The sequence below is a fragment of the Pantoea sp. M_9 genome (assembly GCF_008631385.1).
Taxonomy (GTDB): domain Bacteria; phylum Pseudomonadota; class Gammaproteobacteria; order Enterobacterales; family Enterobacteriaceae; genus Pantoea; species Pantoea eucrina.
Genome location: NZ_VWUF01000005.1, coordinates 78637 through 91052, shown reverse-complemented (window position 1 = coordinate 91052; position 12416 = coordinate 78637). Strand labels below are relative to the sequence as shown.

General features: G+C 56.5%; 12 protein-coding genes. 6 read left to right on the top strand and 6 right to left on the bottom strand.

Features of this window, described 5'->3' with window-relative positions; all coding sequences use genetic code 11:
• The first annotated feature begins 41 nt into the window (after positions 1 to 41).
• Positions 42 to 587: a mannitol operon repressor MtlR gene (mtlR, locus tag F3I15_RS10280; protein ID WP_175540444.1), complete on the top strand. Its 546-nt coding sequence runs from the start codon at positions 42 to 44 to the stop codon at positions 585 to 587.
• Between the two features lie 89 nt (positions 588 to 676).
• Positions 677 to 1039: a YibL family ribosome-associated protein gene (locus tag F3I15_RS10275; protein WP_065647847.1), complete on the top strand. Its 363-nt coding sequence runs from the start codon at positions 677 to 679 to the stop codon at positions 1037 to 1039.
• 6 nt (positions 1040 to 1045) lie between these two features.
• Here the strand turns inward: F3I15_RS10275 and F3I15_RS10270 are convergent, their stop codons facing one another.
• The 3 genes from F3I15_RS10270 to fdhD all read right to left on the bottom strand — a co-directional run bounded on the left by F3I15_RS10270 (position 1046) and on the right by fdhD (position 3784).
• Entirely contained in the window at positions 1046 to 2008 is a 963-nt protein-coding gene (locus tag F3I15_RS10270) for a VirK/YbjX family protein (RefSeq protein WP_150017837.1), read from the bottom strand.
• A 184-nt stretch (positions 2009 to 2192) separates the two neighbouring features.
• Positions 2193 to 2810 (bottom strand): superoxide dismutase [Mn], encoded by a 618-nt coding sequence (sodA, locus tag F3I15_RS10265; protein WP_039381619.1) that lies wholly within the window; start codon positions 2808 to 2810, stop codon positions 2193 to 2195.
• Positions 2811 to 2959: 149 nt separating this feature from the next.
• Positions 2960 to 3784 (bottom strand): formate dehydrogenase accessory sulfurtransferase FdhD, encoded by an 825-nt coding sequence (gene fdhD / locus F3I15_RS10260; RefSeq protein ID WP_150017836.1) that lies wholly within the window; start codon positions 3782 to 3784, stop codon positions 2960 to 2962.
• Between the two features lie 297 nt (positions 3785 to 4081).
• Between fdhD and fdhE the strand changes: the two genes are divergently transcribed.
• A complete protein-coding gene (gene fdhE / locus F3I15_RS10255) occupies positions 4082 to 5008 on the top strand; it encodes a formate dehydrogenase accessory protein FdhE (RefSeq protein ID WP_150017835.1) in 927 nt (308 codons plus the stop codon).
• A 48-nt stretch (positions 5009 to 5056) separates the two neighbouring features.
• Positions 5057 to 5668, top strand: coding sequence for a glutathione S-transferase (locus F3I15_RS10250; RefSeq protein ID WP_150017834.1), 612 nt, complete (start codon positions 5057 to 5059; stop codon positions 5666 to 5668).
• A gap of 57 nt (positions 5669 to 5725) precedes the next feature.
• On the opposite strand, the gene glyS is transcribed toward F3I15_RS10250, so the two are convergent.
• Positions 5726 to 7795, bottom strand: a complete 2070-nt coding sequence (glyS, locus tag F3I15_RS10245) for a glycine--tRNA ligase subunit beta (RefSeq protein WP_150017833.1) — start codon at positions 7793 to 7795, stop codon at positions 5726 to 5728.
• 9 nt (positions 7796 to 7804) lie between these two features.
• A complete protein-coding gene (glyQ, locus tag F3I15_RS10240) occupies positions 7805 to 8716 on the bottom strand; it encodes a glycine--tRNA ligase subunit alpha (protein ID WP_150017832.1) in 912 nt (303 codons plus the stop codon).
• A gap of 203 nt (positions 8717 to 8919) precedes the next feature.
• Between glyQ and F3I15_RS10235 the strand changes: the two genes are divergently transcribed.
• Positions 8920 to 9915, top strand: coding sequence for an acyltransferase (locus tag F3I15_RS10235; protein ID WP_150017831.1), 996 nt, complete (start codon positions 8920 to 8922; stop codon positions 9913 to 9915).
• A gap of 43 nt (positions 9916 to 9958) precedes the next feature.
• Here F3I15_RS10235 and F3I15_RS10230 read toward each other — a convergent pair whose 3' ends face one another.
• Positions 9959 to 10702, bottom strand: a complete 744-nt coding sequence (locus tag F3I15_RS10230; protein ID WP_370513342.1) for an alpha/beta hydrolase — start codon at positions 10700 to 10702, stop codon at positions 9959 to 9961.
• 490 nt (positions 10703 to 11192) lie between these two features.
• Between F3I15_RS10230 and F3I15_RS10225 the strand changes: the two genes are divergently transcribed.
• On the top strand, positions 11193 to 12269 hold the full coding sequence (locus tag F3I15_RS10225; RefSeq protein WP_223810705.1) for an EpsG family protein: 1077 nt from the start codon (positions 11193 to 11195) through the stop codon (positions 12267 to 12269).
• Positions 12270 to 12416: the final 147 nt, after the last annotated feature.

Genomic DNA, 12416 nt, shown 5'->3' with positions numbered 1-12416 from the left:
CCGGGCGCAACAGGGTTGCGCCCGCAGACGGTAGCTGAACGATGCAGGCAATGATGGAAGAGAAGCAGGCTTTTGAAAACCAGGTGCTTGAGCGCCTGAACGCCGGTCGTTCGGTGAGAAGCTTTCTGATTGCTGCGGTTGAACTGCTGGCAGAAGCGGTTAATCTGCTGGTGCTGCAGGTTTTTCGCAAAGATGATTATGCGGTAAGGTACGCCGTCGAACCGCTGCTGCTGGGAGACGGGCCGCTGGGCGAGCTGTCGGTACGTCTTAAGCTTGTTTACGGACTGGGCGTGATTACGCGGCAGGAGTATGAAGATTGCGAACTGCTGCTGACGCTGCGCGAAGAGCTGAACCACGACGCCAGCGACTATCGCTTTACCGATGACGAGGTGCTGGGTCCGTTCAGTGAACTGCACTGCGTGGTCGCCTGGCCGCCACAGCCCGACTTTACCCGCGATGATGAGGCGCTGCGCATTATGCAGCAGCAGCGTTATCTGCAGATGGTGCGATCCACCATGGTGCTCTCTTTGACCGAACTTATTTCCCGTATTTCGCACAAGCAGGCATTCAAAAAGCCCGCTGTCTGACCTCAGGCAGCGGTACATCGAACAGTCGTACTGCCCGCCCGGCCTAAATTAATGTATCCTTTCCCTGTTTTCCTTAATGAGTTTTTCCAATGAAAGAACAAGTCAAAGCCGAGATCAAACGCCTCAGCGATCAGCTGGACGCACTGAACCGCAAAGAACCCCAGCTGCTGGAAGCGGGTGACGCTGAAAAGCTGGGTGCGCTGCTGAAAGAGAAAGAGACGCTGGTGCAGGAGATTGAACGTCTGCGCGGCGTACGTGATGAAAAGCTGAGCAAAGAGGCGCAGCAGCTGCAGCAGCTGCCGTTCAGCCGTGAAATCACGAAAAAAGAGCAGGCCAACATGGGTGCGCTGAAGAAAAGCGTGCGCGGCCTGGTTGTGGTGCATCCGATGACCGCGCTGGGACGTGAAATGGGTCTGAAAGTCATGACCGGCTACGCAAAACAGCCGTTCTGAGGCTGTTCAGGCTGCACGGTCTGCGCACTGAGCGCAGCCGGCGGCCTGCTGAACCTGCTCTTTCAGGCTGTCGAGCAGCGTGTAGCGCCGGCGATATTCGGCGCGCTTTTTACTGGCTATCTCCTCCAGCGCTTTGCGCTCCATCTGCAGCGGCAGCGTAAAGCAGCCGTCGGCCCGCTCCTCGCCACCCAGCGACAGCCAGAACTCACTGTAGCTGGCAAAAAACTTATCCCCTTTACTGTGTCGATAGCGCAGGCTGCGAAACACATGCGTGGTGTCGCCAACGGCGGCTATCGCTTCTGCTCCACACGCTTCTGCCAGCAGAAACAGCGCTTCCATCAGCACGCGCTTGGGAAACAGACCGTGCGCCGCTTTGGTCGCTTCGCGGATCGCCTCCGACGGAATATGCTTGCGCGGCCCCTGCAGTCCGCCAATAAACAGCGTACACCGCTGCGGCTCGCCAATCAGCGAGAATGAGAGGGAGGCCAGCAGCATATTCTGATAGTGCAGCGTCAGCGTCAGCTCACCTTCGCGATCGTAATAGCCGGAGCTACAGGCAATCGTAAACTGCTCTTCATTTTTACCGCTGAGCTGTGCAACAGGCGTCCCGGCCGGATTCAGCATCAGCTGACGCAGAGCGGGATTATCCAGCTGTGCAACATGCTGGTAGTGCTGCACGATAGCGCGTGCGCGCTGCGCCACGTTAAACCGCGAACAGAGATAGGGACGATGCGGTTTAGCGGGCAGCAGGCCCTGGCTGGCCATCAGCTGCGGCAAAAAGGGCAGCTGTGCCAGCTGCTGCAAGTAGGTCAGCGTGGTAAACGGATAGAGCGCCGATCGCAACGCAAATTTGGTACGAAAGCGGCCGCTGTGCCAGAGATTATCAGGGCGAAGTTTGCCGCTGATCAGCGGAAAAAACAGCGCTGAAGAAGAGAGATTGCCCGATTCAGTGTGGGTAATTGTTGTCATAAGGAGCTTAACGTCTCGAAAAAACCTGCTGCAATGTTAAGCACAGCCGCTTCAACGATTCGTTAATGACCCCGCCCCGCCGGCACTAAACGGTTTGCTGTTTAGCCGGGGTTTAGGTTGCCGTGACGCAGATAAAAAAAACCGGCGACATCGCACCGGTTTTTTACGCAGAAATCCGCGCTGATTATTTTGCTGAAGCAAAACGCGCTGCTGCTTCGTCCCAGTTCACTACGTTCCAGAACGCTTTGATGTAGTCAGGGCGCTTGTTCTGATACTTCAGATAGTAAGCGTGCTCCCACACATCCAGACCAATGATTGGGAAGCCAGACGCACCGGCGATCGCGTCGCCCATCAGCGGGTTATCCTGGTTAGCGGTGGAAACCACAGCCAGTTTGTCGCCTTTTTTCACCAGCCACGCCCAGCCAGAGCCGAAACGGGTAGCCGCTGCTTTTTCAAACTCTTCCTGGAATTTCTCAACGCTACCGAAATCTTTTTCGATCGCCGCTTTCAGATCGCCCTGCAGCGTGGTGCCGGTTTTCAGACCTTTCCAGAACAGGCTGTGGTTAGCGTGGCCGCCAGCGTTATTGCGCAGTGGGCCTTTTTTGTCTGCTGGCAGCTGATCCAGTTTGGTAATCAGCTCATCAACCGGCAGATCGGCGAATTCGGTACCTTCCAGCGCTGCGTTAGCGTTGTTTACGTAGGTCTGGTGGTGTTTGGTGTGATGGATTTCCATCGTCTGCTTGTCGAAGTGCGGTTCCAGTGCGTCGTAGGCGTACGGCAGGGATGGCAGTGAATAACTCATGTTCTTCCTCTCCATTTAATGTTTTGCAGCATCACCTTACCAGTGTGCCGCGTAAGCAGTGGGATCATTATAGTTAAAATCATGATCCATAAAAGGGTTATCAATGCCGTAGAAATCATAAGGATTTGCGGTTCAGCGGCCTCAACCGGCTAGCGCAGCCGCTGCGGGTGGGTATAGATCGTTGCCCGTCCTGGCTTACTGAAGCCTACCAGCGTCAGATTGCTGCGCTGCGCTACCTCTACCGCCAGCTGGGTGGCGGCCGAGACCGCAAACAGGATCTCCACGCCGCACATGGCGGACTTCTGCACCATCTCATAGCTGGCGCGGCTGGAAACCAGTACTGCGCCCTGCTGCCATCCCTGCTGACTGCGCAGCCCCAGCAGCTTATCCAGCGCAACGTGCCGCCCGACATCTTCACAGCCGCCCGGCAGCAATCCCTCTGGTGAGAGCCAGGCAGCCGCGTGCGTACAGCCGGTAAGATTGCCCACCGGCTGATAGTCGCGCAGCCGCGCCAGCCCGCTATCCAGCTGAGCCAGGTCAAACGTCTGGGTAAAAGGCAGTGGCTGCAGCGGCTTACCAATCTGATCCAGCTGCTCAACGCCGCAGACGCCGCAGCCGGTTCGCCCCGCCATCGCCCGGCGCTGCGCTTTTAACGCCATAAACCGGCGGCTGGCGAGTTCAATCTGTACTTCAATGCCGTTGCAGCCCGGCACCACATCGATGCCATAGATCTCAGCCGGTTGTTCAATAATCCCCTCTGAAAGCGAGAAACCCAGCGCAAATGCCTCAAGGTTGTCAGGCGTTGCCATCATGACCACATGTGAGATGCCGTTGTAGACCAGCGCTACCGGCACCTCCTGTGCCAGCCAGTCAGTTTCGGCCGTTTCCGGCGTCCGGCGCTGCCACACTTCAGCCTGGCTTACGCCAGCGATCGTTTTCACAGGTTGCTCACCTGCCTGCTGTTTTGCTGTCACGTTATCTGTCTCTTATTGCACTCATCGAAAGCGGCGGGCCTCACGGCCTGGACGCTATACCGGCTGCCGGTTCAGAGGCTGAGCATGAACGTCGGCCAAAAATTTTTCTTCAACTTATGTGCTGGCCCTCTGGCTGCGGCCCGCAGCGGTCACAGAATCGCCTCTCCCTCCGGCTGCCGTCACCGGCAGTTAATCGTCCGTCAGCCAGCCGCCTGAGCGTCAGGCTGCTATCATCAGCGTAGTCGTGCTGCTTTCATTGTTGGCAGCGTTATCGCCAGAAAATAGAGGTGTTCCCTGATGAGTATTCGCATTATTCCGCAGAATCAGCCGGAAACACGCGAACCGCAGACCGCGGAACAGATCCCGCCGCTGCTGTTTCCCCGGCTGAAAAATCTCTATAGCCGTCGCGCTGCCCGCCTGCGCCATCTGGCGGCAAAAAATCCGCTGGGCGACTATCTGCGCTTTGCTGCGGTGATCGCTCAGGCGCAGGAGATTGTGCTGTATGACCATCCGCTGCGGCTCGATCTGCGTCCGCGTCTTGAAGAAAGCGCGCAGCGGAATGAGCCGCCGCTTGATATTCGCCACTATCCGCGCGATCGTCACTGGCAGCAGCTGCTGCATTCACTGATTGCAGAACTCAAGCCGGAGATGAGCGGCCAGGCGCTGGCGGTGCTGGAGAACCTGGAAAAATCGTCCGCCAGCGAGCTGGAAACGCTTGCCGGCGCGTTGCTGGCCGGGGAATTTAGTCGGGTCAGCAGCGACAAATCGCCTTTTATCTGGGCAGCACTGTCGCTGTACTGGGCGCAGATGGCCGCCATGATACCCGGCAAGGTGCGGACGGAACAGGGCGATCACCGGCAGTTCTGCCCGGTCTGCGGCAGCGTTCCGGTTACCGGTCTGGTGCATATGGATGTGGCGCAGGAAGGGTTGCGCTACCTGCACTGCAACCTGTGCGAAAGTGAGTGGCACGTCGCCAGTGACAGATGCTGCAACTGCGAGCAGACGCGCGATCTGCACGTCTGGTCGCTCGATAATCACCAGGCTGCCGTTCATGCAGAGAGCTGCGGCGACTGCGGCACCTATATGAAACTGCTCTGCCAGGAGCGGGATCCGGCGGTAGAGCCTGTTGCCGACGACCTGGCGTCGCTGGTGCTGGATGCGCGCATGGAGCAGGAAGGGTTTGCCCGCAGTAGCCTGAATCCATTTATGTTTCCCGGCGAATAGCTGGCCCGGGCGTTACTACTACGTACCGCGTTTTATACGGAGGCTTTGATGAAACTGATAGGCAGTTATACCAGCCCGTTCGTGCGCAAAATTTCAGTTATCCTGCTGGAAAAGGGCATCGTATTTGAGTTTATCAACCATACGCCCTGGGCCGAAGATAGCCAGGTGCCCCACTATAATCCGCTGGGAAAAGTACCGGCTCTGATCGACGAGCGCGGATTAACCTGGTACGACTCTTCTGTCATTGCTCAGGTTATTGAACTGCGTGATGAAGCGCCCGCCCTGCTGCCTGATGATGCGCTGCGCGCGCTGCAGGTACGCCAGCTGGCAAAGCTGGCTGATGGTATTAATGACGCGGCGGTGACCATTGTGCGGGAACAGATGCGGCCCGGCGCGCAGCAGTCTGAAGAGGTGCTGCTGCGCAACCGCGAAAAAATCCAGCGCGGTCTGGATGCGCTGGAGGCGGCTGCGGCGCAAGCGGAGTTGATCAACACCGGCACCCTGAATCTGGCGGATATCGCGACCGGCTGTATGATTGGCTATCTGAATTTTCGCCGCGTGCTGCCGAACTGGTGTGTAAACCGCCCGGCGCTGGTCAGGCTGGCGGAAACCCTGTTTCAGCGCGAGAGCTTCGCGCGTACCGTGCCGCCGGCAGGTTAAACGGCAATAAAAAAGGGACGATTGCTCGTCCCTTTCGTTACCGCAGCCTGCTACCGCTTACTGCAGCAGGGAAATATCTGCCACCTGCAGGAACAGCTGACGCAGCTGTGCCAGCAGCGTCAGACGATTCACGCGCACGGCATCATCTTCTGCGTTAACCATAACGTTGTCGAAGAAGTTATCCACCGCTTCACGCAGCTGTGCCAGCTCCACCAGCGCATCCTGATAGCGGCCTTCAGCAAACCAGGGCTGCAGCTTATCGCTCAGCGCAGTGACGAAGGTCGCCAGCTGGATCTCCGCGTTCTCTTTCAGCAGCGATGCCTGCACGCTGTCGTTCAGCGGATCGCTGGCTTTCGCCAGAATGTTCGACACGCGCTTGTTAGCCGCCGCCAGCGCTGAGGCTGCCTCCAGCGTGCGGAAATGCGATACCGCTTTCATGCGCGCATCGAAATCTGCCGGACGGGTAGGACGACGCGCCAGTACCGCCTGAATGGTATCAACGCTGTGGCCCTCTTCCTGATACCAGGTACGGAAGCGACCCAGCATGAAGTCGATCACTTCATCAACCACTTTCGCGTTGCTCAGCTTGCTGCCGTAGAGGCGCACGGCCTCTTCGGTCAGACTCTGCAGATCGAGCGGCAGATTCTTCTCGACGATAATACGCAGCACGCCCAGCGCGGCACGGCGCAGCGCAAAGGGATCTTTGTCGCCTTTCGGATGCTGGCCGATACCAAAAATGCCCGCCAGCGTATCCATTTTGTCTGCAATCGCGACGGCACAGGCCACCGGGTTAGAAGGCAGCGCGTCGCCGGCAAAGCGCGGCTGATACTGCTCATTGAGCGCTACCGCCACATCTTCCGCTTCCCCGTCATGACGGGCGTAGTGCATACCCATGACGCCCTGGGTGTCGGTAAATTCAAACACCATGTTGGTCATCAGGTCGCACTTGGAGAGCAGGCCGGCGCGGGTCGCGTGATTGACATCTGCACCAGTCTGCGCGGCGATCCAGCCTGCCAGCGCCTGAATGCGGTCGGTCTTGTCACGCAGCGTGCCCAGCTCTTTCTGGAATAGCACCGTCTCCAGACGCGGCAGATTATCTTCCAGACGCTTTTTGCGATCGCTGTTGAAGAAGAACTCCGCATCCGCCAGACGGGGACGCACAACTTTTTCATTACCGGCCACGATCTGCTGCGGATCGCCTGACTCAATGTTGGTAACGAAGATGAAGTTCGGCAGCAGTTTTCCTTCCGGGCTGTAGACCGGGAAATATTTCTGATCGCCTTTCATGGTATAAACCAGCGCTTCCGCCGGCACCGCCAGGAACTTCTCTTCAAACGTTGCGGTCAGCACCACCGGCCACTCTACCAGCGATGCAACCTCTTCCAGCAGGCTGTCGCTGAGATCGGCGACGCCGCCCAGCTGCTGTGCAGCCGCTTCCGCATCCGCCTTGATTTTTGCTTTACGCTCAGCGTAATCAGCCATTACTTTGCCGCGCGCCAGCAGCTGCTGCGGATAGTGATCGGCGTGCTCCAGCGTAAACTCCGGCTCGCCCATAAAGCGATGGCCGCGAATGGTGCGCGCTGACTGCACGCCCAGGATAGTGGCCGGGATCAGCTCGTCTCCCAGCAGCAGCGTCACGGTATGCACCGGGCGCACGAACTGGACATCGCTGGCGCCCCAGCGCATCAGTTTTGGAATCGGCAGCTTGCTCAGTGCGGTAGTGACCATTGCCGGCAGCAGCGCGCTGGCCTGCTCACCCTTCACCGCGGCGCGATGCACCAGCCATTCGCCTTTATCGGTGCTCAGGCGCTCAGCCTGATCGACCGTGATACCGTTGCCGCGCGCCCAGCCTTCTGCTGCTTTGGTCGGGTTACCCGCTGCGTCAAACGCAGCCGCGACGGCGGGGCCGCGCTTCTCAATCTCGCGATCGGGCTGCGCCGCCGCCAGCGCTGCGACTTTCAGCGCCAGACGGCGCGGAGCAGCAAACCAGCTGACTTCGCCGTGCGTCAGGCCCGCGCTGTCCAGCTCGGCAGTAAAGTGTGCAGCAAAAGCTTCCGCCAGGCTGCGCAGGGCTTTCGGAGGCAACTCTTCGGTGCCAATTTCCACCAGGAAAGTTTTATCGGTCATGGCTGCCTCTTACTTATTACGGTTGCACATCGGGAAACCCAGCGCCTCGCGTGACGCATAGTAGGCTTCCGCCACGGCTTTCGTCAGGGTGCGAATACGCAGAATATAGCGCTGGCGTTCGGTAACGGAGATCGCCTTGCGCGCGTCGAGCAGGTTAAAGCTGTGGGCCGCTTTCAGAATGCGTTCATAGGCTGGCAGCGGCAGCGGCTTCTCCAGCGCCAGCAGCTGCTGCGCCTCTTTCTCATACTGCTCAAAGCAGCTGAACAGGAAACCGACGTCGGCATATTCGAAGTTATAGGTCGACTGCTCTACTTCGTTCTGATGAAACACATCGCCGTAGGTGGTTTTGCCAAATGCACCGTCGCTCCAGGTCAGATCGTAGACGCTGTCCACGCCCTGGATATACATCGCCAGACGCTCCAGGCCATAGGTGATCTCACCCGTGACCGGCTTGCACTCAAGGCCGCCAACCTGCTGGAAGTAGGTGAACTGCGTCACTTCCATACCGTTGAGCCACACTTCCCAGCCGAGGCCCCAGGCGCCCAGCGTCGGGTTTTCCCAGTTATCTTCTACGAAACGAATATCGTGGATAGTGGGATCGATACCCAGCGCTTTCAGCGAGCCGAGGTAGAGCTCCTGAAGATTGTCCGGGTTAGGCTTGATCACCACCTGGAACTGATAGTAGTGCTGCAGACGATTGGGGTTTTCACCATAGCGTCCGTCGGTCGGACGACGTGAAGGCTGCACGTAGGCGCTGGCCATCGGCTCCGGGCCGATAGCGCGCAGGCAGGTCATCGGGTGTGAGGTGCCGGCGCCCACTTCCATGTCCAGCGGCTGGACAATGGTGCAGCCCTGGCGCGCCCAGTAATCCTGCAAGGTCAGGATCAGGCCCTGAAAGGTCTTGGTATCAAACTTTTGCATGTTGAATTCGCACGGGATACGGGTGAATTAAAAAGAGTTCGACAGTATACCCTTTGACCGGGCAATGTGCAGCCGGAAATCCTGAGGCTGTGCGGGCCGCGCGCGCTTTTGCCGTACAGAGGGCTCTGAATTACGGCGGCAGATGTTGTTGAGTGGCGGCACAGCGGCTACCCTTCCTCGCACCATCTGTACGCGAGGATCCCATGCCGCAAAAAATTAGCTGGATCGACAACTTACGTGCGGTCGCCTGCCTGATGGTGATCGTGATCCATACCACGACCTGGTATATCACCGGACCGATGGCGGTCACCGGCATAACCTGGGATGTGGCTAACCTGATGAACGCCGCCTCGCGCGTCTGCGTGCCGCTGTTCTTTATGATTTCAGGCTACCTGTTTTTTGGCGAGCGCAGCGCACAGGCGCGGCATTTGATACGCATTGTGCTTTGTCTGCTGTTCTACAGCGCGGTCGCGCTGGCGTATATCACCTGGCTGACGCCGATCAGTGAAGGCCGATCCATCATGAAGCTGCTGCAGAAGCCGGTGTTTTATCACCTGTGGTTCTTCTTTGCGATTATCGGTATCTACCTGCTTTCGCCGCTGATCCAGGTCAAAACGGTGCAAAAACGCTATGTGGCGCTGCTGGTGGTCGTGCTGGCGGTGGTGGCAAACCCGAATACGGTCAGCCAGTCAGTGGGCTCTTTTCGCTGGCTGCCGGTCAATCTCTATGTCAGTGGCGACAGCATCTATTACCTGTTATACGCCCTGCTCGGACGCGCTATCGGCTGTATGGAGACGGGCGGCCGCCGGATCGGCTGGCTGGCGGGGGGCGTTTTTATCGCCTGCGTGCTGGGTATTGCACTCGGTACAAAGCAGCTGCTGAAAATCAACGGCGCCTTTAACGACACCTGGTATCTCTACTGCGGGCCGCTGGTCTTTATCGCGGCCATCAGCCTGCTGGTTCTGTTTAAAAACAGCCTGAACCAGCGGCCGCTGCCGCTGCTGGCGACCATTTCTCGCTATTCGCTGCCGGTATATGGTTTTCACGCGCTGTTTATTCACTATCTGCGTACTCACCATTACGACGATATGTCACGCCCCTGGCTCGATTTGCCGTGGGTGTTTGGCGTCACGCTACTGGGCAGCCTGCTGCTGGCGATGGTGCTGAAGCGCATCGATACGCGACAACTGGTCAGCTGAAAGCGCTGTCCGGCTCGTCAGAGCTCATCGCGCACGCTGGCTGTTACCGGTCAGTCAGCGTGTTCTGCCAGTCATGAAACAGCGTCAGCCAGTTTCTTACCGGCAGCTTCAGTTTTTGTCCGGTACCGAAACCGTGCCCGCCCTGCTGGAACAGGTGCATTTCTGTTTTCACTTTATGCTCGCGCAGCGCGGCAAACATCAGCAGCGTATTCTGCGCTGAAGCCGTGCCGTCATTCAGCGCGTGAACGAGAAACGTCGGCGGCGTACGATCGCTGACGCGCGCTTCCTGCGACTGCTGCAGAAGGGTCTGCGGGCTGATGTTTTTGCCGTACATGGCGGCGCGCGTGCCCGGATGCGTTACGCCATCCTTAAGCGACAGTACCGGATAGATAAGGGCAGTGAAGTCGGGACGGGCTGAGACGCTGTCCTGCGCATCCTGTACCGGATAGTTATCAGCCTGCGGATCGTTACTGAGATTCGCGGCCAGATAAGCCCCCGCAGAAAAACCCATCACGCCAATACGATCGGCAGCAATATGATATTGCGGGGCGTTAGCCCGGATAAGTCGCAGTGCCCGCTGCGCATCCGCAAAGGCCGCCAGGCGATTCTGTGCGGTGCCGTCGTGCGGCATACGGTAAAGAAGAACGAAGGACGTATAACCCTGACGACTTAATAGCGTGGCGATATTAAGCCCCTCAAGATCTTTCATAATATAAGAAAATCCCCCACCGGGAATGATAAGCACGGCTGTGTGATTATTTTTCCCCGCTGGCGCTACATAAATCATTTCTGGCGAATTAACCTGCGTAACGGCACGATTATTATCAGCCGGGTTTTTACTGAAATTAATAAATTTATTCTGTGTTATGTTTTCGCCCGGCCAGATAGGAATTTCCTTAGAGGCAAAGGCCAGCGGAAGATAAAGCAGTAAAAACGCGCTTATCAGGCGAAAAAGGATCATTCTTCTGGCTCCATATTATTAATAAAAACAGTTACAAACGCACTTTAGCCTCGGCCTTTTCTTTCCCACTGCGGATCGGCAACTCTCTGAAAAGGAAAAATATCAGCAGCAGAATTTGAAAATAGCAGAAAGCGGATGAATAATAATCCCGGCAGTAATCTGATAAAATACCGGGCCAGGAAAAATTAGACTTTTCTCATGTTTACCAAAACATAGCCCTATGTTATAAGTGCATTTTAAACTATAAGAATCTGTGACCATGGGAATTTACTGGATCATAAGTCTTAGCCTGACTTTCGTCGCAATTGTCGAAATCATGTTAAGTAAAAATGAAAACACAGCACATATCAGGACGTGGCTTTATTTTATTGCTGTTGTAGTACTTTTTACTTTTGGCGGCATCCGTGGCCTGGGAACCGGCCTTGATGACTTCCAGTATCGCGACTTCTATGCACAGTTTCTCGATAAAATTGTTATCGAAGGCTTCTGGCGCGCTGTGGTCGAGTTTCGCTATGAGCCTGCTATTTATGCGATTGCCGGTGCAACGCGCATATTTACGGCCAATGCTGACATCTTTATCTTTGTTATCGCCTTCATTGCGGTATGCGTTAACGCGCACTACTTCCGCAAGCTGACGCCGCTGCCGCTGGTCGCACTGGCCGTCTACTCGGCGCACCTGTTTATCAACAAAGATATGAACCAGATCCGCTTTGGTCTCTGCTCCGCGTTTCTGCTCGGCTTTGTCTGGCATATGTCGCGTCGCAGTAAATCGGGTATGGTGACCACGTTTCTGCTGTCGTTTTTCTGCCACGCCACGGCCATTGTCGCGCTGCTTATTCCGATAGCGATGATTATCCGCAAAAACAAATATGTGCCGATTGCGATCGTCGTTATCAGCCTGCCGCTGGCCTTTATGGGCAGCTCAGCACTGATCTCCGCGCTCTCCAGCCATCTGGGTTCTCTGGGCGACAGGGCCATGGGCTATGCCGATGCAGAGTCGCGTCAGGAGCAGGGTATTCTCACGCTCTCGAACCTGAAGAACATTGGCTTTGTCTTTATCTTCAGCTACATGCTGCTGAGCGATAAAATCAGAAACGCCGACCCGGCAAAATTTAACACTTACTATATTCTGGCAATTACGTTTGCCATCGGCAGTGGCCTGCGTATGGCGCTGCAGGACTACGCCTCTGGTGGCCGCCTGGCAAACTACCTGCTGCAGGTTGAACCGGTGCTGATTTCACTCTGTATCTGGGAAACCAAAAAGCTGAGAAAGGTCATCGCCGTAGCGATAACCGTGCTGATGGTGCTCTACTATCTCTACTACAACACCATGGCCAGTAAGCAATCGATCGTCGGCTACGAGGTTTCGCGCAGCTTCCAGCTGTTCCGTTAATTGTTAAAAACGCTAACCAACTGGTTAGCGTTTTTTATTTATAACCGCTGTTTTCCACTATGCCAGGGAAATTCTGAATATCTTGCCGCGCTTATACATCGCTTGATTTTTCTATCGTTTAAAACTCTAATAGTTTACATCTGCCGC

Excerpts from the sequence above, each read along its gene's own strand:
- mtlR (WP_175540444.1), top strand. The coding sequence starts at position 42 with ATGCAGGCAATGATGGAAGAGAAGCAGGCTTTTGAAAACCAGGTGCTT.
- F3I15_RS10275 (WP_065647847.1), top strand. The coding sequence starts at position 677 with ATGAAAGAACAAGTCAAAGCCGAGATCAAACGCCTCAGCGATCAGCTG.
- F3I15_RS10270 (WP_150017837.1), bottom strand. The coding sequence starts at position 2,008 with ATGACAACAATTACCCACACTGAATCGGGCAATCTCTCTTCTTCAGCG.
- sodA (WP_039381619.1), bottom strand. The coding sequence starts at position 2,810 with ATGAGTTATTCACTGCCATCCCTGCCGTACGCCTACGACGCACTGGAA.
- fdhE (WP_150017835.1), top strand. The coding sequence starts at position 4,082 with ATGAGTATTCGCATTATTCCGCAGAATCAGCCGGAAACACGCGAACCG.
- F3I15_RS10250 (WP_150017834.1), top strand. The coding sequence starts at position 5,057 with ATGAAACTGATAGGCAGTTATACCAGCCCGTTCGTGCGCAAAATTTCA.
- glyS (WP_150017833.1), bottom strand. The coding sequence starts at position 7,795 with ATGACCGATAAAACTTTCCTGGTGGAAATTGGCACCGAAGAGTTGCCT.
- glyQ (WP_150017832.1), bottom strand. The coding sequence starts at position 8,716 with ATGCAAAAGTTTGATACCAAGACCTTTCAGGGCCTGATCCTGACCTTG.
- F3I15_RS10235 (WP_150017831.1), top strand. The coding sequence starts at position 8,920 with ATGCCGCAAAAAATTAGCTGGATCGACAACTTACGTGCGGTCGCCTGC.
- F3I15_RS10230 (WP_370513342.1), bottom strand. The coding sequence starts at position 10,702 with ATGATTTATGTAGCGCCAGCGGGGAAAAATAATCACACAGCCGTGCTT.
- F3I15_RS10225 (WP_223810705.1), top strand. The coding sequence starts at position 11,193 with ATGTTAAGTAAAAATGAAAACACAGCACATATCAGGACGTGGCTTTAT.